This window comes from Photobacterium angustum (assembly GCF_003026365.1).
GTDB lineage: Bacteria > Pseudomonadota > Gammaproteobacteria > Enterobacterales > Vibrionaceae > Photobacterium > Photobacterium angustum.
This window is the reverse complement of the sequence record NZ_PYOM01000009.1, coordinates 1-19660: the sequence shown is the minus strand read 5'-3', so window position 1 is coordinate 19660 and position 19660 is coordinate 1. Positions and strand designations below refer to the sequence as shown.

General features: G+C 40.9%; 20 protein-coding genes. 12 read left to right on the top strand and 8 right to left on the bottom strand.

The window, feature by feature from the left end; all coding sequences use genetic code 11:
* Nucleotides 1–5: 5 nt before the first annotated feature.
* Together CTN01_RS10635 and CTN01_RS10625 are read right to left on the bottom strand one after the other, a co-directional pair.
* Complete coding sequence (locus CTN01_RS10635) at nucleotides 6–626, bottom strand: lysoplasmalogenase (protein WP_045150570.1); 621 nt, start codon at nucleotides 624–626, stop codon at nucleotides 6–8.
* Between the two features lie 982 nt (nucleotides 627–1608).
* Nucleotides 1609–1965 (bottom strand): hypothetical protein, encoded by a 357-nt coding sequence (locus tag CTN01_RS10625; RefSeq protein ID WP_045150571.1) that lies wholly within the window; start codon nucleotides 1963–1965, stop codon nucleotides 1609–1611.
* A 189-nt stretch (nucleotides 1966–2154) separates the two neighbouring features.
* Here CTN01_RS10625 and CTN01_RS10620 point away from each other — a divergent pair, with 189 nt between their 5' ends.
* Entirely contained in the window at nucleotides 2155–2487 is a 333-nt protein-coding gene (locus CTN01_RS10620) for a DUF2500 domain-containing protein (RefSeq protein WP_045130327.1), read from the top strand.
* Nucleotides 2488–2546: 59 nt separating this feature from the next.
* Here CTN01_RS10620 and CTN01_RS10615 read toward each other — a convergent pair whose 3' ends face one another.
* Nucleotides 2547–3551 carry an acyltransferase gene (locus CTN01_RS10615; protein WP_045150572.1) on the bottom strand — a complete coding sequence of 335 codons (1005 nt, stop codon included), beginning with the start codon at nucleotides 3549–3551 and terminating at the stop codon, nucleotides 2547–2549.
* Nucleotides 3552–3710: 159 nt separating this feature from the next.
* Nucleotides 3711–4433, bottom strand: a complete 723-nt coding sequence (locus CTN01_RS10610; protein WP_045150573.1) for an SDR family oxidoreductase — start codon at nucleotides 4431–4433, stop codon at nucleotides 3711–3713.
* A 377-nt stretch (nucleotides 4434–4810) separates the two neighbouring features.
* Between CTN01_RS10610 and CTN01_RS10605 the strand changes: the two genes are divergently transcribed.
* From CTN01_RS10605 to CTN01_RS10590, 4 genes are all read left to right on the top strand, one after another.
* Complete coding sequence (locus tag CTN01_RS10605) at nucleotides 4811–6391, top strand: AbgT family transporter (RefSeq protein ID WP_045150574.1); 1581 nt, start codon at nucleotides 4811–4813, stop codon at nucleotides 6389–6391.
* Nucleotides 6392–6504: 113 nt separating this feature from the next.
* Nucleotides 6505–7362, top strand: a complete 858-nt coding sequence (locus CTN01_RS10600) for a LysR family transcriptional regulator (RefSeq protein WP_045150575.1) — start codon at nucleotides 6505–6507, stop codon at nucleotides 7360–7362.
* A 103-nt stretch (nucleotides 7363–7465) separates the two neighbouring features.
* On the top strand, nucleotides 7466–8350 hold the full coding sequence (locus CTN01_RS10595; RefSeq protein WP_045150576.1) for a patatin-like phospholipase family protein: 885 nt from the start codon (nucleotides 7466–7468) through the stop codon (nucleotides 8348–8350).
* Between the two features lie 209 nt (nucleotides 8351–8559).
* Nucleotides 8560–9036 carry a Dps family protein gene (locus tag CTN01_RS10590; protein WP_045129324.1) on the top strand — a complete coding sequence of 159 codons (477 nt, stop codon included), beginning with the start codon at nucleotides 8560–8562 and terminating at the stop codon, nucleotides 9034–9036.
* A 143-nt stretch (nucleotides 9037–9179) separates the two neighbouring features.
* Here the strand turns inward: CTN01_RS10590 and CTN01_RS10585 are convergent, their stop codons facing one another.
* A complete protein-coding gene (locus CTN01_RS10585; protein WP_045150577.1) occupies nucleotides 9180–10403 on the bottom strand; it encodes an EAL and HDOD domain-containing protein in 1224 nt (407 codons plus the stop codon).
* A gap of 29 nt (nucleotides 10404–10432) precedes the next feature.
* Entirely contained in the window at nucleotides 10433–11050 is a 618-nt protein-coding gene (gene rhtB / locus CTN01_RS10580; protein WP_005372087.1) for a homoserine/homoserine lactone efflux protein, read from the bottom strand.
* A 264-nt stretch (nucleotides 11051–11314) separates the two neighbouring features.
* Between rhtB and CTN01_RS10575 the strand changes: the two genes are divergently transcribed.
* The gene (locus CTN01_RS10575; RefSeq protein WP_052666740.1) at nucleotides 11315–12235 is read left to right on the top strand and encodes an alpha/beta fold hydrolase; all 921 of its coding nucleotides are present in this window, start codon (nucleotides 11315–11317) and stop codon (nucleotides 12233–12235) included.
* Nucleotides 12236–12392: 157 nt separating this feature from the next.
* Nucleotides 12393–13199, top strand: coding sequence for a Cof-type HAD-IIB family hydrolase (locus CTN01_RS10570; RefSeq protein ID WP_045084693.1), 807 nt, complete (start codon nucleotides 12393–12395; stop codon nucleotides 13197–13199).
* A gap of 58 nt (nucleotides 13200–13257) precedes the next feature.
* Here CTN01_RS10570 and CTN01_RS10565 read toward each other — a convergent pair whose 3' ends face one another.
* Nucleotides 13258–13716 carry an EVE domain-containing protein gene (locus CTN01_RS10565; RefSeq protein ID WP_045150579.1) on the bottom strand — a complete coding sequence of 153 codons (459 nt, stop codon included), beginning with the start codon at nucleotides 13714–13716 and terminating at the stop codon, nucleotides 13258–13260.
* A 60-nt stretch (nucleotides 13717–13776) separates the two neighbouring features.
* Between CTN01_RS10565 and CTN01_RS10560 the strand changes: the two genes are divergently transcribed.
* From CTN01_RS10560 to CTN01_RS10550, 3 genes are all read left to right on the top strand, one after another.
* The gene (locus CTN01_RS10560; protein WP_045150580.1) at nucleotides 13777–14193 is read left to right on the top strand and encodes a hypothetical protein; all 417 of its coding nucleotides are present in this window, start codon (nucleotides 13777–13779) and stop codon (nucleotides 14191–14193) included.
* A 78-nt stretch (nucleotides 14194–14271) separates the two neighbouring features.
* The gene (locus CTN01_RS10555; RefSeq protein WP_045150581.1) at nucleotides 14272–14859 is read left to right on the top strand and encodes a tRNA-uridine aminocarboxypropyltransferase; all 588 of its coding nucleotides are present in this window, start codon (nucleotides 14272–14274) and stop codon (nucleotides 14857–14859) included.
* Nucleotides 14860–14979: 120 nt separating this feature from the next.
* Entirely contained in the window at nucleotides 14980–15447 is a 468-nt protein-coding gene (locus CTN01_RS10550) for an outer membrane lipoprotein (RefSeq protein WP_045084689.1), read from the top strand.
* A gap of 75 nt (nucleotides 15448–15522) precedes the next feature.
* On the opposite strand, the gene CTN01_RS23105 is transcribed toward CTN01_RS10550, so the two are convergent.
* On the bottom strand, nucleotides 15523–16260 hold the full coding sequence (locus tag CTN01_RS23105) for a type II secretion system protein (RefSeq protein ID WP_045150582.1): 738 nt from the start codon (nucleotides 16258–16260) through the stop codon (nucleotides 15523–15525).
* A 755-nt stretch (nucleotides 16261–17015) separates the two neighbouring features.
* Here CTN01_RS23105 and potE point away from each other — a divergent pair.
* On the top strand, nucleotides 17016–18338 hold the full coding sequence (potE, locus tag CTN01_RS10540; protein WP_045084687.1) for a putrescine-ornithine antiporter: 1323 nt from the start codon (nucleotides 17016–17018) through the stop codon (nucleotides 18336–18338).
* 217 nt (nucleotides 18339–18555) lie between these two features.
* Nucleotides 18556–19660 (top strand): Orn/Lys/Arg decarboxylase N-terminal domain-containing protein (locus CTN01_RS10535; protein ID WP_282957570.1); only part of this gene is annotated, 1105 nt, incomplete at its 3' end.

The window sequence follows — 19660 nt, the reverse complement described above, 5'->3', positions numbered from 1 at the left end:
ACAGGCTATAAAACGAGTACCGAGCCAACAAATAAACCTTGGGCAATAAAGTACGTCGACATAATGATTACCGCTGCGGCACCGAACTCACCCTTAAAACGATTAACAGCCAAGGTCAGATCTGATAGCACAAATAAAATAGCGCCAACGATGGTAAATAGTGCGGCTTGGCTATGGGACAGCAACCAATACTGCCCAGCAGCAAAGATCATCGCCATAATAATGAGTATATAGAAAGCAACTGGCGTTTGTAGTGGTGCTAGAGAAGGTAACAACAGTAAGAAAACGACAATACCGATGGCCAGACAAAGCACAAGTAACCACCAGCTTATTGTTCCTTGCCATTGACTGGCAAATGCGACGGTAAAAGCAATATGAGCAAGAAAAAAGCTCATCAGGCCAGCGAGAAAGCGACCTGCTGGCAACATTAAGTAAATATCACCAATGATTGAAAAGCAAAGCCCTACAACAATTGCCCAGTAATAAAAACTGGGAGCACCGCTCCATACGCATTGTATTACCATCAACATAACCGTTAACGGTTTACTGACATAGTAAAGCCAGCGTGGTCCTAGATAAGCAGCAGTAATGTGCAATACCGCTAAAAATATAATACATAACCACATAATCAGACATTCACTACGATTTTAAATACACTCTTTGTAAAAGTGAGCAAATATTATTGTATTTGCCATCTCAATAATCAGAAATGGCGTACAACCAACTCATAACAGCTCTCAATACACCTTTGATAGATTGTAAAAGCAACCGTTTACCTCTCATGAAGAGCTATTTTATTAATTTTTTATCACTTTATATCCACAAAATACATCACCGCTTCAAGAAGACTATAAAGAAAACAAAAAAAACACATATAAAACATAAAGATAAGAAATAAAATCATGCTATAACCGTAATTTTTCACGCATATTACTTTGGTGAATAAACCACCAAAAAATAAAAAACACAATCCAAATAGACGTTTGGGTAATAATAAACACAAAAAACGACTGATTTAGTTATAAAAAAACAAATATAACTACAGAAAAGTTAGAATAAATTAAAGGACAAAAGACTAGACTGCATAAACAGTTATTTTTATAAACAAACAATTCACCACCACAACAAAAAACAAAATAACAATTAAAAATCAACAATATAAACTCAAAAAAGAACAAAAGAAAACAAAACAGTCCTGCGTAAAAAAACAATAAACTTCTCTTTTTTGTCCATTTGAAAGCTTTATCTTGATTTAAAAATGTTTTTATCTAAGTTTTTTACCACTCTCGATTGCCAAAGCGCTTAAAAAAATGTTATTCTTTTTGTCAAGAAAAAAATAACCACTAAAAAAGGATGACGAAATAATGACACCTTCTCAAAAACAAGGACTTATGATGATTGCAGTTGTTGTAGGCCTAATGACATTGCCAGTTCTTTACTAAAAGAATTATCAATTTCAAAAAAATAGCGCCTATTGGCGCCATTTTTTTATCTGCGTCACAAAATCTTAAGATTCGTATTAAATTCCTACAATTTTTGATTCTTAAATAAAAGAAAACCCGACGCATTACTGCACCGGGCCTAATAAGAAAATCTCACATTTAACGCTTAAAACTTAATATGGTGCCAATTCACGCTATAAAACCATATTGCCACAAGTGTAAAACCACATAATAATGTAATCGCCACTCCCCATACCAAGCGACTACTTCGCGGGGCTAGCTCTTTCTCACACCAATTACATAACTTGATAAATTCATCACTCGAATCAACTAATGTATCTGATGAAGTGAATTGTTTATTTAATTCAGCAACCTTATCCAGCTTAATTAGCACATCATGTGGTAGGCGATCTTCACAACTGATAATTAATTGCTGAAGATCAGAACCTTTCGCGTGATAATGCTGACGTAATAAATCTTCAATACGGCGAGAACGATCAATCACTTGCTCAATATCAATCATGAGCCCACTCCTTGTTGATGCTATATCTTTACCTTACAACTAAAGTGCCAATATGCAAGATAAGTAACATAAAATTTACTTCATTTTGTCGCGTATAGATCACGATTTTCTATCCATTGATTAGTGATATCTCACTGATTGTGAATAATAGCCATGAAACTGTCTTTCATCGTTCAAGGAGTTAGTGTTATGCCAACAGGGATCATTGTGGCAATTTGCATTCTATTTATCTTCTCATTTGGCTATTTTATTTTTAGCTATCGTCGACATACGCTGGGGCTTGGCGCGCCAGAGAAAAAACTCGACGTTATGATCCTCGATAAACAGAGCAATAAAATCATCGGCGCTCAAGCAGGTGAAGAAGATGAAGAGTATTGGATTTATGTCGAGCCAGTATCAGGGGGACCAAAGCGTGAATTTATGGTAGGTATCCACTATTATCATGCTTTAAACCCGGGAGATAAAGGCACTATGACCTATCGTGGACAGCAGTTTATTCACTTTGCCTTACAACGTGATTAACTATTTAAAGCGCCAATATGATGCAATAAAAAAGCCTGACAACGTCAGGCTTTTTTATTTTATGGTACCAACCAAGCGGTTTTCGGGCTACGGCTTAATAGCCAACTTGCTCCTAACGCTAGTCCACCCGCTATTGCTGTCCAAACAGGGATAGCAATCAGAGGATTAGCAAAATACCAATCATAATTTCGCAATGGCCATAAGAAAATAGGGTGGAGCAAATACACGCCTAAGCTATAGCGGCTCAGTACTGCTAATCGAGAACGCGCACTCTCACTAAATTTATCAAACATGTAACGACACAAAACAAAGACACCTGCGGCCGCTATTGCTGTATTCAGGGTTTTATATGATAACCAACGACCAATTTTATATTCGCCAGCCGTTAAACTATGGCTCACTACCATATAATCTGTCACCAACAAGGCCACAATTGCTAAAGGAATAAGCCACTTCATCGCAGGCCAATGATATTTGTACAGACAGTAGCCTAGCACTAAATAGCCACTGTATAGGAGGTAAGTTTCACTCCATAAACCATCAATGTGGTACAAGTACGATCCTGTGATCACCAGCCATACCATCACCACCCCTTTCACTTGTCCTGGCTCCATACGTTGTACCGCCCATTGATAAAAAGGGACAATGACATATAAAGGAATGAAGTAGTAAAAGAAACCTAGGTGGTAATAAGTTTCATGAAAAGGCAGATCTGTCAGTAGCTTCCAACTGGTCGAAAAGTCTGTGCCAGAAGCAGAAAAAGCCGAGAAGAAAGCGTAGAAAACAGACCAAACAACAAATGGGATCAACACTTTACCGACACGGCGTTTAAAATAATAGCGCCCTTCAAATGGACGTTCATCGCTGAGCATTAACGCCCCTGTGATCATAATGAATACAGGTACAGCCCAACGACTAAAGCTGTTAAAAGTAATCGCGGTGATCCATTCCCAGTTAGGTATTTGCCCTAATTGTTCTCGATACGGCCCTAAAACATGGATCACAACTACAGCAATGGCCGCAACCACCCGCAGAAGATCAAAATACCCAACCTTTTCTCTCATTACCTATCCCTCTGATACAAAAAAGAGAAACTATTAATATCACTGATACCAATAACTTCTCTTTAAATATAACAGGGGATCAATAACATGTATTGAATAAGCGTGTCTTTTTAACATTACTCACAACACGCTGACATTCCCCTCTTCAACGCCAACGCATTATGGTTGTTGGCGTGTTGCAGCAAGCACAATTTCACGAATACATAAATTCTGTGGTTGGTTGTATGCATAGCTAATCGCATTCGCAATATCTTGTGGTGCAATCACCCCACCCATACCTTCTTTCCACTCTTCATAGCCAGCTTTAATCGCGTCACTGCTGGTATGACTCAATAATTCAGTTTCAACAGCACCTGGTGCGATAGTAATAAAGCGAACATTATCGTCAGCGACTTCTTCACGGATATTTTCAGTGATCGCATGAACGGCAAATTTAGTTCCGCAATAAGCCGCATGATTAGGGAAGGTTTTACGCCCTGCAATAGAACTAATGTTGATCACTGTACCGTGTTTACGTGCTTTCATGCCTGCCAATACAACGTGAATACCGTTAAGCATACCCATCACATTAACATTAAACATCGTCTGCCATTCTGCTGGATCTTGTTCATCAGCAAGGCCAAGTAACATCATGCCAGCATTGTTAATTAAACAATCAACAGGACCAAACTTTTCTTCCGCTTCAGCAACGGCCGCTTGGATTGCCTGCACATCAGTAACATCAACTGCTCGGCATAGTGTATTAGGTAAGTTCATTGCTTCCATACGCTCTACACGACGCGCAAGTAATAATAATGGGTAACCTTCTGCAGACAATTGACGTGCTGTTGCTTCACCAATACCCGAACTTGCACCTGTAATAACAACTAAAGATTTAGACATAAGACTTTCCTACTCTGGTAATTCGAAAAATATTCAACAGGCCGGCATGTTGTTGATGCATTCACTATAGGTCGAATTGAGATAAGTGAAAAATATCGATTTCTTAGGTTTATCATCAAAAAAAATTATGGATAAGAGCTTTTTTTATTACTTTTTTATTGGCTTTTCTTATCCAAATGAAAGGGTTTTTATGCAACAAAAAACATAGCTTTAACAAATAGTTAAAAATCCCGCGTTAAAACACATTTAAAAGTCTTATTTATTACCTATTTACAATTAGAAACAATTTAACATTGATTTTACAACATTTTGCGATATAACATCTCATTCACAAAGCAGTACCCATTGATGGGATTAAAACTATATTGGAGGTAGTGATGCATTCATCAGCTTCACAACAACAACCACAACCTAAGAAAACACTTTTTACCCGTTTTCTTGATACCGTCGAATGGTTAGGTAACTTATTACCTCACCCAATCACACTCTTCGCTATCTTCTGTGTCGCGATTTTAGTTGCCTCTGGCATTGCAGGCTATTTCGGTGTTTCTGTTGCCGATCCTCGACCAGAAGGCGCAGCAGGTCGTGCCGCTGACGGTATGATCCATGTGGTCAGCCTACTTAACGCAGAAGGTCTACAACTTATCGTGGCAAACCTGGTGAAAAACTTCACAGGCTTTGCACCACTAGGTACGGTGCTGGTTGCTATGCTAGGTGTCGCGATTGCAGAACATTCTGGTCTATTGTCTTCTGCGATGCGTGGTTTGGTAATGGGCGCATCTCGTCGCATGGTAACGCTAGTCGTAGTATTTGCCGGTATTATCTCTAACACCGCCTCTGAACTTGGCTACGTGGTACTTATTCCACTTGCGGCAATGCTATTCCACTCTCTAGGTCGTCACCCATTAGCAGGTCTTGCCGCCGCTTTTGCTGGTGTATCAGGTGGTTACAGTGCGAACTTACTACTAGGTACGGTTGATCCACTGCTATCGGGTATTACCCAAACTGCAGCACAGATGATCGATCCTAACTACATTGTTGGCCCAGAAGTAAACTGGTACTTCATGTTTGCTTCAACCTTTGCGATCACCATCATGGGTGCATTCGTTACTGAGAAAATCGTTGAGCCGAAACTAGGCAAATATGAGGCTTCTGAAGCTAGCGATGATTTAAGCCAAGATAAAATGGGCAAACTGACTGCGCTTGAAAAGAAAGGTTTGAAAGCGGCTGGTCTTGCAGCACTGCTAGCACTGACGATTGTGCCTGCTGATGGTATTTTACGTAACCCACAAACTGGTTTAGTGGCAGGCTCTCCGTTCCTTAAAGGTATCGTGGCATTTATCTTCGTGTTCTTCGCTATTCCAGGCTTTGTTTACGGTAAAGTCGTTGGCACGATGAAGAACGACCGTGATGTGATCAACGCGATGTCAGTGTCGATGTCATCAATGGGTATGTACATTGTACTGGTGTTCTTCGCAGCCCAATTCGTGGCGTTCTTTAAGTGGACTAACTTCGGTCAAGTATTTGCGGTAGGTGGTGCAGACTTCCTACAATCGATTGGTCTAACAGGTCCTGCGCTGTTCTTCGCCTTCATCCTAATGTGTGGCTTTATCAACCTAATGATTGGTTCAGCATCGGCGCAGTGGGCGGTAACCGCACCTATCTTTATTCCAATGTTAATGCTGGTAGGTTACGCGCCTGAAACAATTCAAGCGGCATACCGTATCGGTGATTCTGTTACCAACATCATCACTCCTATGATGAGCTACTTCGGTATGATCTTAGCGGTAGCCACCCGCTACCAGAAGAACCTTGGTTTAGGTACGCTAATTTCAACCATGCTGCCTTACTCGATTGTATTCGTGATTGGCTGGAGCATCATGTTCTATGTTTGGGTGTTCGTACTGGGTATCCCAGTCGGCCCAGGTGCTAATACTTACTACAACATCGCAGGTTAACCTGTAATCCCCCTTTAGCCGGACATCATGTCCGGCTTTTTTATGCCTGTTTTCCCGCTTATTCGATTCCTATGATAATCTGCTCACTTAGCATCATATTCAGGTAACTTACGATGGATTTACGACTACTACGCTTTTTCATTGCGGTTTATGAAGAAAAAAACATCACCCTTGCCGCAGAGCGCTGCTTTGTTTCTCAACCGTCGATTTCCAACGGTATTAAACAACTAGAGCAAGAGCTGAATACTGTGCTGTTCTTACGTCATAAAAAAGGGGTTGATGTCACCGATGAAGCTCACTACTTATATCCCTTAGCAATCCGTTTGCTTAATGATGTGAATACCCTACCGCAACTATTCCAGCAACGCACCGAGCGCTTACCATTAACCTTGGCAAATTTTCCTGATTTGAGCCAAAGCCAACTGGCGAAAGTCTTTGCAACCTTACACCACAATATTGCCAATCTATCGCTCGAACTGGTTGATCACGAGAAAACTGCTGATGCCCGCTTAACTCTCGATATGTTCAAAGCAGAAGATGAGATCTTCTTACCGCTATGGGATGAAGATTACGTGCTTTGCATGTTACCTGATCACCCGTTGGCAAACTTACCGTTGGTCTCGCCTGAGCAACTGCATCAGCATGATTTTATTGAGTGCCCACCTTGTGAAGCCCATCAGCAGACTATTAGCTTGCTCGCCTGTGACGGTCTATCCGTTAATCTCGTCGCAAAAGCTGAGCATAAAACTCAAGTTATGCACTTGGTTCAAGCAGGTCTTGGCATTTCATTTTTGCCTACAGGAGTGCTAGAAAGTGCCAACCAACTGGTGACCGTACCACTCGAAGGCCCAAGGATGTTCCGCCGTTTAGGGCTATGCTATCCCGCCAGTAAAACCTTAAACCCAGCCCTTTCTGAATGTATTAAAGTCTTGAGCCAAAGTGTTACCACCACCCAAGCAGAAAAAGGTTAAGTTTTTCCTATCACACTGATAAGAAAAACCGACTGTCACTATAGCCCAGCGAGCTTTATTCTTGTGACATTGGTCACTTAATTCTAGTTATGGGTAGTTTGGTATGAACACAGCAGAAAATTCACGAGCACTGGTTGTTGAAGGCGGTGCAATGCGCGGTATTTTTGCGAGTGGCGTACTAGATGCCTTTCTCGATAACAACTATGTTGACTTTGATTTTGCGATTGGGGTGTCAGCTGGAGCAACCAACCTCATTGGTTATCTGTGTGGTAACTATGGCCGCAGTCATAAAATCATTACCGAATATTCCCGTGATCCTGAGTTTATTAACTTTTCACGATTTACTCATGGTGGACATCTCACTGATATTGATTGGCTATGGCGAACCAGTACCCGTCATCTTCCACTCAACTTACACAAATATGAGCAGCGTCAGATTCCTTTATTTGCCACCACAACAAATCTAGAAACTGGCGAAGCCGAGTACATTGAAGTCACTCGTTATAACGTGACCCCCGTGATGGAAGCGACCTGCGCCTTACCTATTGCTTATCGCCATAACCTTACTATTAATGGCATTGCAATGAGTGATGGCGGCGTAGCAGATTCCATCCCTGTTATCGAAGCTTACCGTCGCGGGGCCCGTGATATCACAGTAGTACTGTCTAAACCTTTAGGCTTCCACAAAGCCGAAACCAAGGTGCCATGGTTGATCAAATCCATGTTCCACGATCATCCTGCATTTGCAGACTCGGTGATCAAACGTGCTCAACGCTATAACGCCGCGCTCGATTTTATAAATCACCCTCCGAAAGATTGTAAAATCACAGTCATTGCGCCCAATAACGATTTTCAAGTTGGACGTTTAACCCGTAATCTCGATAAGCTAGAACAAGGCTATGCGATGGGTAAAGCCGCTGGTAACCGTATTTGTGGCATCACCCCTTGTTATGGTGAAAACTGCCACGGTGATTTAATCGCCGCGTAAATAGTAATAAATATCTTTAGAAAGCCACTCGATGTTTACCGAATCACATCTGGTGGCTTTCTCTTATCCAGCCAATAAAGATAGCTACCACCTATTGGTACAATAGAACCTAACAGTTATACCTATCATGAGATTAATCCTATACTGAACACATCTTCTGAGAGGTAAGCACCTTTTAGCCAATTTATCGAATAAGTGAGGAAAGTAGCATGACTAGCGAAATGAATTTAATCGGTCTCGATACCCAAAAGGCGCAAGCTCTGGCTACAGACCTCAATAAATTATTAGCTGATTACCAAGTGTTATACATGAATACCCGTGGCTATCACTGGAATATTAAAGGACAAGAGTTTTTTGAACTTCATGTGAAGTTTGAAGAGATCTACACCGATCTTCAGCTAAAAATCGATGAACTTGCGGAGCGTATTTTAACCCTTGGTCATACGCCAGATCATAGCTTCAGCAGTTACCTCGCCGCGAGTGATATCAAAGAACATCACAATGCAACGCAAGGTAAAGACTGTGTTGAAGGCTTAGTGAATGGCTTTAGTGTCTTGCTACGTTTAGAACGTCAAATTTTAGCGCAAGCAGGTGATGCTGATGATGAAGGTACGGCAGCATTGATGGGTGATTACATTCGTGAGCAAGAAAAACTGCTATGGATGTTAAACGCATACCGCCAATAGAAAACAGATAAACAAGCAGATATGGATTTAGTCGGGCCATATTATGCGCTTGCAGCATTGTATCAACGGCGCTGCTCCCTTCGACTCTCCAACTACAATATTACGATTCCTATTCGGGGGCGAGACTACATAGCCCCCATTTTTTATCGCTTTAAATTCACCGCGGTACATTTATCTGCCCACTCAACCGCAGACAAATAACTTTCGTGCACCACTTCTTCTTTTATCCCCAGCACCTGACAACAAATCTGTACCCGTGTCCAATCTGCTGTACTAAACGCATCAACCACATCCAACACTAAGCCCAATCGCCCATTACGTTGTAAAAGTGCGGATTTAATTTCAGGTTGAAGCTGGATCATATCCAGTAAGCTCTCTAGTGAATTATCAAGCAAAGCATCCAGTAACGAGAACATCCCAGCTAAAAAGGCTTGTTCTGAGCGAAGCACAATGCCGCCTTTTGTCACTAGTAACTCACACATTTTTGCGCGTAATAACGATAAGGCATAAAGCTCTTTTGGCTTATCAAGCGCAGCATGCGCGGTAGCCACAACACCAATAAATAAGCGTAAGTTATCTTCACCTAAATACACTAAAGCTTGGCGAAATGAGCTGATCGGTGAGCGTAAGCGCTTGGTCACGGTATTAACGTAACGGAGCAATAAATAAGACAGAGATACGTCACGGCTAATAATGGTTTCGATACGAGAAAAATCCACCGGATCATGGGAGATTTCATGCAGTAGCTGTACCGTTGTGAGCTCTGATGGTGCCACTTTACGGCTTTTTAGCACTTCAGGTTTACTGAAAAAATAACCTTGGAATAAATGGAATCCCACAGCTAGTGCTTGCGCATAATCCTCATAGGTTTCGACTTTTTCTGCTAAAAACTTAGTTTTTAGGTGCTGGTTATCTTTTACATATTGGCAAGCTTGATCGATACCTAACGCCAATAAATCTAATTTAATAACTGATATGTACGGCAGGAAACGCTGCCATTCCGGGTTACAATCAAAATCATCAAGCGCAAAGAGATAGCCTTTTTGATGAAGATGTTTAACTGCCTGTAAAAGTTCATCACTTGGACGACAACTTTCAAGGATTTCAATAATAACCTTATCTTTAGGCAGTAATAATGGCATCAATTCAATCAAACAATGCTCAGGAAAATTAATAAAGTTTCTCTGACCTTTGTATGAGCGGTTGTCACCAATCGCCATGTAATTTTCCATGACTAAGCGAGATGTCGCTTCACTTGCATCGATATTCGGAAAAGCATTACTTTCTCCGTCACGAAATAATAATTCATAGCCAATCGTTTGTTGCTTACGATTAAAGATTGGCTGACGAGCAACATAGGAATACATCAAACCTTTCCTTTATCTATCATCAAAATTTACGCGCGAGCCAAAGCAAGTAAAGCACCACATCCGATAAACATAGATCCGAATAAACGGTTTAAACGAGACATCACCGTTGTTGAACGGATATAGCGGGTAAAGCGTGACGCTAACAGTACATAAAATAACATTACACAACCATCGACGACTAATGTCGTGATACCAAGTACCAATAACTGCGGTAATTGAGGTTCTACTGGATTGATAAACTGAGGAAATAACGCAACTAAGAACACAATCGTTTTGGGATTGGTTAAATTGACAAACACTGCTCGTTTAAACAATGTGGCAGCCGATACGGAGCTATCACGCTCATCTAAGGCTAATGCTGACTTCTCACGCCACTTTTGGATCCCGAGCCACACTAAGTACACCGCACCTAGCCACTTAATAATGGTAAAAGCCAACTCAGAGCCGGCGACTATCGTTCCTAGCCCTACGCCAACAAGAATGATGTGTGCTGCCATACCACACTGCAAGCCGATAATAGAGGCTAATGACTTACGCCAGCCATAAACCATCCCATTACTGATTGAATTTACGGTACCAGAGCCAGGTGCAAAACTAAAGATAACTGCAGCGAGCAAATATGCTAACCAAACATCAATACTCATGTGATCTCAGTGAAATTTTTATGACATTTATAAAATGCGTTTATAACCTGAATAGAACAAATAAAGCAATATGGATACACTTATTCTGTCTTAGATAAATAAGGTATACTGTACCAAGTATACATTTTTTGACTAATCCACAGTAATCGCCACGCCATAATTTGCTGTGATGCTTTCAAACAGATAAATTTCGGACGCGCTTTAATGACTTGTCAACCTTCGACTTTTCCCCCCTTTTCTCAAGAAGAACATTTCAACCACACAATGACGAGTGCGGTAAGTGAAATGTGGCAACAACGTCACGAAGGAAAATTCACTGGTGTTAAACAATGTGAATTAGGATGGGTCAGTTTAACCCCAAAGCGCAGTGATAAAGTCATTATAGTGGTTAATGGGCGAGTAGAAACCTATTGGAAATACCAAGAGCTGTTCTATGATTTAGTCAAACAAGGCTACCATGTTTATTCCTTCGACCATCGTGGTCAGGGCGTGTCTGAACGCTTAGTCGCCGATCATGAATTGGGGTATGTCGAAGACTTTGATGACTATATTGAAGACTTGCATCTTTTTATGCAAAACATCGTCAAACCACAAGGTTATAAACAGCACTTCATCCTTGGTCATTCAATGGGAGGGGCAATCACCAGTTTAGCACTTGCTCGTTATCCCACTCTTTTTGACCGCGCCGTACTTAGTGCACCGATGCATGGTATCTATGTTAAACCTCACTTAAAGCCCTTTGCCGAAGCCTTGATCGGCATCACCGAATTATTTCGTCGTCAACCTCACTACGCTATTGGTCAAAAGCCCTATTACGCCAAACCGTTCGATGGTAACTTACTCACCCACAGCCAAGCACGTTACCAATGGTTTCGCGATCTTTATGATGTCCGCCCTGAATTACGTATTGGTGGCGCAAGTAATCACTGGGTATGGGAAAGTATTAAAGCGGCACGTCGAGCCATTCAACAGGCCAATACCATCACGATTCCTGTTCTTCTACTTCAAGGTAGTGAAGATAAAATTGTTGATAACGTCTGTCAGCAGCAATTTCATCAACAGCTAAACCAAGGCTCAGGGCACTGTGATTTTCAGATTATTGAAGGTTCTCGCCATGAGATCCTATTTGAAAGTGATCCACTCCGTAATCAAGCGATCACTGCACTCTTAGCGCATTTTGCTTAATCTTCACTAACAGACTTTCGTTTTTATCAAGTAATCGAAAAGCGGAAGTCTAATTATCCTACTTTAGCCTCTTTTTTCCTCATTGACTTGTTCTAGAATTAATCTCTCATTGGCATGCTACATACCATTACCGCCCGTTTTACTATCGAGAGTTCACATGTTTAAAATTGTTGCTTCAGATCTAGATGGCACTCTGCTTACTCCTGAGCATAAGATCGCCCCATATACTCAAGAAGTCTTACAACGTCTTTATCAACACGATAAACATTTTGTATTTGCAACAGGTCGCCATCATATAGATGTTGCTGGAATGCGCGAAGAACTGGATATTCCTGCTTACATGATCACATCAAATGGCGCCAGTGTACATGATGCCGACGGTAATCTTGTGTTTCAACAAAGTTTAAGCCCTGAAGTGATCCGCGGCGTTATTGCACTAGCAAAGCACGATCCTGATTTACACATTCACTTGTACCAAGGCGACCATTGGCTACTCAATCATGAAAATGAAGCACTGCGTGATTTCCACGATAGTTTTAACTACCAGTTATTTGATGTTGAGAACCCGCCGACAGATAACGTATTGAAAGTTTTCTTTACCCGCGACGATCTTGACCATGAGAAAATGGTGAAGTGGGAGCAAGCATTTAATCAAGAGTTTAAAGACAAAGCGAATATCGCGTTTTCCACACCTTGGTGCTTAGAAGTGATGGATGCTGGCGTATCTAAAGGTGATGCCTTAGCCGCTGTAGCCAAAGCACTAGAGCTGACATTAGATGATTGTATTGCCTTTGGTGATGGAATGAATGATGTTGAAATGCTATCAATGGCAGGTAAAGGCTTAATCATGGGCACCTCTCATGACAAAGTGAAACAAGCACTGCCAGATAATGAAGTTATTGGTTCGAGTGCTGATGAAGCGGTAGCGCACTACTTAGAAAAGCATCTCCTTAATCACGCATAATAAATCCAATAGAAAGGCTGTTAAACACAGCCTTTTTCTTTTTTCCTTGAAAAGCAGCTTAGAACTGCCCTGTCATGGTTAAAATTTCCTGCCATTGCGCGTCAGTAACTGGCATCACACTTAAACGACTGCCTTTTTTTACCAGTGGCATTTCAGCCAAGGCTGGATTGGCTTTCATACGTTTTAAGCTAACTAACCGTAAGTGACGTTGGTACTCAATATCAACCATAAACCAGCGCGGATTCTCTGGATCTGATTTCAGGTCAAAATACGGGCTTTCGGGATCAAACTGGAAGTGATCGGGATACGAGGCTTTCACCACCGTAGCGATCCCTACCACACCGACATCTTTACACGATGAATGATAAATGAAGACTTGATCGCCTAATTTCACCTCATCACGTAACATATTACGTGCCTGATAATTACGGACGCCTTCCCAAGGTGAAACTTTTTGTGATTTTAGGGTGTCTATAGAAAATGTATCTGGTTCGGTTTTAAATAACCAATAGGCCATATTGTTCTACCATTACTGCCAACTTCCTCATGAATTTGAGCCTACCATAGAGAGAATAAAATGACAGTTTCACGGTTACCCCTCGCCCTTATCTTTGCTGCATCCACACTAACCGGTTGTGCAAGCTGGTTACCAAGTAGCTTTGGTGGCGATGACAGTAATAGTACTTGGGTGGGTGAGTATCAAAGTCAGCCAGAAATGGGATTAACGACTCTACTGAGCCTTAAAAGCGATCACTCTGCAACAACGACATATCAATATACCAATGGTGATCCAAGCCTAAAAGAAAACGGAAATTGGCAAGCGATCAGTGACACTCAGCTACAAGTAAAAATGACCTCACATCATGGGCTCAATAGCGAACGTATTTATACTTTTGATCCTAATAAGAAACAGCTCAGCGCAACAGAAGAAACCGTCAATGGTCAGAAGTATCACATCGGCAATGATGGTTTAGTGCTGACAAAACAAGACTAAACACCATTATCACAATCGTGACTTAAGACACCGATTTATGCCACACTGCAAGGGTATTTGAGGTTAGGAGAAATAACCATGTCATGCCCTCGCTGTGGCTTTCAGCACAATTGTATTTGCAGCCTTGAGCCACACCTTCAGTGCCCCGCACACTTTGTGTTATTAACTCACCCTCGAGAGCTTAATAAAGATACCAACACGGGTAAGTTGCTAGTAAATAGTTTGCCCCATTGCCGCGTTGATGTATGGCAACGTACCGAGCCGCCAGCACACTTGCTAGCGCAACTGCGTGATCCTTGCTACCAAGCTTATCTGGTTTTCCCAAGCGATGAACAACATCCGAGTATCGAGCTACCTCAAGCCCAACCTGACCAACCCATTCCCCTGTTTATTATTCTTGATGCCACCTGGCAAGAAGCGAAAAAAATGGTACGTAAAAGCCCTTGGCTTAGTGACTTGCCGCGTTTAGCTTTAACGCCACAACAGGCATCAAACTACGCCTTACGACGTAATCAACAAGACGGTAATTTATGTACCTGTGAAGTGGGGATAGCGCTACTTACTCAACTTCAATTCACAACAGAAGCAGCACAGTTACACCAATACTTCGCGGCATTTATTGATACTTTTCATGCTGATAAAAGTGGACATAAGAAGACGTATTAACAGATTCAATACCTTATATTTACTGTTTTAGTAAAATGAGTTTTCGTGCTTTCTTTTCTCATCGAATGAGCTCAAATTACACCCAATATTTAAACACTGTATTTTTATTGAAGAAACAACATGAAAACAAAGATACTTGCCTTAACCGTGATTTTATCAACGTTAGGTCTCGCAGGCTGTGCAGCCAATCCTTATGGTAATGCTTACAATGTTAATGATGCACGCCAGATGCAAGAAGTATATTACGGTACTGTGGTTCGCACCCAAGCGGTAACATTAAATGGTAACGGTAATGGCATTGGTACACTTGCAGGCGGTGCCATTGGTGGTATTTTAGGCTCTGGCGTAGGTGGTGGTACAGGCTCTGAAATTGCAACCATTGGTGGTGCATTACTCGGCGGTTATTTAGGTAATGAAGCGGGTGAGCAAGTCACAAAACGTAATGGTGTTAACTTAACCATTAAGTTAAACAGTGGCCGTACCGTCTCTATCGTGCAGCAAGTTAATCCAAACGTCATGTTCCACGCCGGTGAGCGTGTTCAAATTAACATCTCAGACGATGGCACTTCTCGCGTGACTCCAGCTTAAGTATTATTTCTTCTTAAACAACACCCAAAAGGCGCTAATTTAGCGCCTTTTTCTTTGATAGTGATAGATAGTGTCTCAGCATTTGTCATCAACAACTGTAATCATCGGAGCATTTAACAAATTAGGCTCATTATTATTATGAGCTTTATTATCTGTTGCTTGATGGCAGATATTAAAATAACTCTCTAAATGAAAGGGCGTTAGTACATAAGGGCAAATCCCTTCCTGCCAAATTTTCTTATGGAACTGATACAGTTTATTTCGCCAGCCTGATGCCGATTTATCACTACTCTCAGGAATGGGAGCGGTATTACTAGACGCTTTCGCTCCCTCTGCTAAATCAACGTACATGACATAACAATGAGTATCTAAAATCTGCTTTTGTGAAAGTCCAGATAGATCTTTTAATGAAAAAACCATCATCCCCATATTCAGTTGCAGCTTGCTGCCAGCCCAGCCACTCCAAAAATGATCGCCTAACGCGAGTTTTTTCATATCAATAGGATAATGATACCAAGTATTCGGTGAGGCTAGCGCTTGAACAATACCGCTCTTCGTTGCTGTGGGATAACCATTCGCTATCGATATACCATCAACGGTACTTACTAAGGCTGTTTCTTTCCCGTTAATCATCGCTTTGGCGTTTACGGTTGCAGATGTTGATTGCAACGTACCGGCTAGCTGATGGAGATCAGCCTTACGAGCATCGGATTGTATTTGCAGATATTTGGGTACCGCAACAACAGCTAAAATACCTAAGATAACAATAACTATGACTAGTTCTATAAGAGTAAAACCGAATTTACGCTTCATTTATCTACCGCCAACACCTAAATCATGATTTAAAGGCATAATAAATCAATGAGTATTATTATTAAAAATAATGACGGTCTTTTATTACAAAAAACGATTAAAAATATTATTAATATTCCATTTATTATTAATGAATCCTGAACGTATCATTTAAGTTTTTACTATACCTCTCGAAATGACGCCGATTTCTTACTAAAAAAGTACTTTTTACGGTTATTAAATAAAAATTAACCCTGAATAAGAAAAAAATAAACGCCACATAAATGGCATTTAACCGCACAAAAAGTGAATAACTATATTTTAATTATTCACTTTCCCAGCCCTTTTTGTATGATAAATCTCACTGTGTGGGATTTTCAACCTATTGTTATTCATTGTTATTTTAAAAAAACACCTTACAACAACAACTTACAAGCTGGCATTATTCACGATAGTTACTGATCGAATAACGATACTGTTTGTCATTTTTAACACTAAAAATGGAACGTTTCATTCCGAAATTAACGTTTTTTTTTTACCAAAACAGTCGCATTATACGCTCCATCGAAGGGATGAAGAGTTCACTCTCATATATAAGTCTTAATAACCAAGGTTTATATCTGAGTTATTTTTTAGTTTGTTCCCCCTACTAAAAAATAATAAACAATAACCTAAACGTTATTAATGAATTCACCATGGATTGGGTCTTATTAAATATAACAATAACTACTAACTTATTTATTTGTAGTTATTACCTTCTAATCATAGGTGAATATATGTCATCAGATACTGGCACTAAAAAAATGGGCCTTGTCGGCTTAACTGTACTTGTTGCAGTTAACATGATGGGTTCCGGTATTATTATGCTACCAGCGAGCTTGGCTCAAGTTGGTGCAATTTCAATGTTGTCTTGGGTGGTTACAGCATTAGGTGCAATGTGTATTGCTTACACGTTCGCTAAATGTGGTGCTTTTTGTAAACGTTCAGGCGGTATGTCAGCTTACGCAGAAGAAGCACACGGCAAATCATCTTTCTTTATCTCTTCTTACACATACTATGTATGTCTAGTAATTAGTTGTGTAGCAATTGCCGTATCAGCTGTTGGTTACATTAAGCCATTCATGCCTTGGTTAGATACGCCAGTACACACTTTCTTCGGTGTATGTGCAATTCTTATCATTACTATGGTTGCTAACTTTGGTGGTCCTAAGATCACAGGTCAAATCTCAGCATTCACTGTTTGGGGTATTATTCTACCTGTACTTGGTCTATCTGTTATCGGTTGGTGGTGGTTCGATCCACAAACATTCATGAGCGCATGGAACCCACACCATGACACAACAATGCACTCTGTATCTTCAGGTATCGCACTAACTCTATGGGCATTCCTAGGTATTGAATCTGCTGGTGCTAACTCTGATGCAGTTGAAAACCCAGAGCGTAACGTACCTCTAGCAGTACTATTTGGTACAGGTTTCGCAGCTGTTATCTACATCGCGTCTACTGGTGTTATCCAAGGTATTATTCCTAACGCAGAACTAGCAGCATCTACTGCACCATTTGGCTTAGTATTCAGCCACATGTTTAACCCAACAGTAGGTAACATTGTTACACTAGCAGCGGTTATCGCATGTATCGGTTCACTATTAGGCTGGCAGTTCACTAACGCTCAAGTATCTAAATCAGCGGCAGAAGAAGGTCTATTCCCTAAAATCTTCGCTAAGACTAACAAAGCAGGTGCACCAATTGCCGGTATGCTTATCATGCTAGTTGCTGAATTGATTCTTGCTGTGATGACTATTTCTCCAAACTTGATCAGCCAGTTCAACGCACTATTGAACCTAGCCGTATTTATTAACATGGTACCTTACATCCTATCTATGACAGGTTTGGAAGTACTACTTCGCAAGAACAAAGTTACACCAAAACAATACCGCCTAGGCGCTGTTGTGGGTACATTAGCCGTTATCTACAGTATTTACGGTGTGTACGCTTGTGGTGCAACAGCTGTGTTCGGCGGTACCATCTTGATGCTATTCGGTTACATCTTCTATGGATTCATCGCTGCTCGTGATGTAAAACCACTAGAATCTAACTAATTAAAGATTTAATAAATTCGATAATAAAGAAATTTATTAATAACCAGCTAGAAAGGAAATGGGAATAAATAATAAATATACTGAAAATTAATATAGACATTAATAGCAGTATTATTTATTCCCTTCTAAAAATATTAGGCAAGACGTTTAATTACTTCATATAAATTATGTTGCGGTAAAACACATCTGCCATCAGTTATTTTATTCAGGCGTTATTATGAACAACAATAATAGTACAAATAAAATGCGTGCTCTCGTTATTGAGCACCAAAACATTACTCCAAATAGCTTTGCAGATCGTGCAACTAAGTCATTAATCGCTGAATTAGAAAGCCGCACTATCGAAATCGTTACAGCAACTTCTTACGAAGATGCACGTGCAGTTATCATGGCATCTCAAATCGATAGTCTTGTATTAGCACTAGAAAAAACTGAAGAGCAAATCGTTAACTCTCACGAAGAAGTTGATTTGTTAGCAGCACTACAAGCACGTCAACCTGAAGTGCCAGTATTTCTACTAGCAGAACGCGCACGTACTTCTATTCTTAACAACCGCCAGTTAATGGAACGTGTTGATGAGTGTTACTCAGTACTAGAAGATACTGCTGACTTCGTTGCAGGCCGTATCGTTGCTGCTATGCGTCGTTACCGCTCACAAGTGTTACCGCCTTTCATGAAAGCGATGATGCACTACAACGACATCCATGAGTACTCATGGTCTGCGCCTGGTCACCAAGGTGGTATCGGTTTTACTAAGACCCCTGCTGGTAACCAATTCTTCGAATTCTTCGGCGAAAATCTATTCCGTACCGATATGGGTATCGAACGTGCAGCACTAGGTTCTCTACTTGACCACAGCGGCGCATTCAAAGATTCAGAAGTTGAAGCAGCTAAAGTATTTGGTGCTCACCAATCTTACTCTGGTATCGTAGGTACTTCTGGTTCAAACCGTACAATCATGCAAGCATGTTTGAAAGATGACGACATCGCTATTTGTGACCGTAACTGTCACAAATCAATCGAGCAAGGTCTGATCTTAACAGGTGCACGCCCTATCTACATGGTACCTAGCCGTAACTGTTACGGTATTATCGGTCCAATCAGCCAAGTTCAAATGAGCAAAGAAGGCATTGCACTTAAAGCTAAAAATGCTGGCATTCCTTTCAACGCTGATGAGAAAAAAGCTGGCTATGCAGTTGTAACCAACTGTACTTACGACGGTTTATGTTACCACTCTGAAGTGACTGAATCGCTACTAGGCGAAAGCTCTAGCCGTATTCACATGGATGAAGCATGGTTCGGTTACGCACGTTTTAACCCTA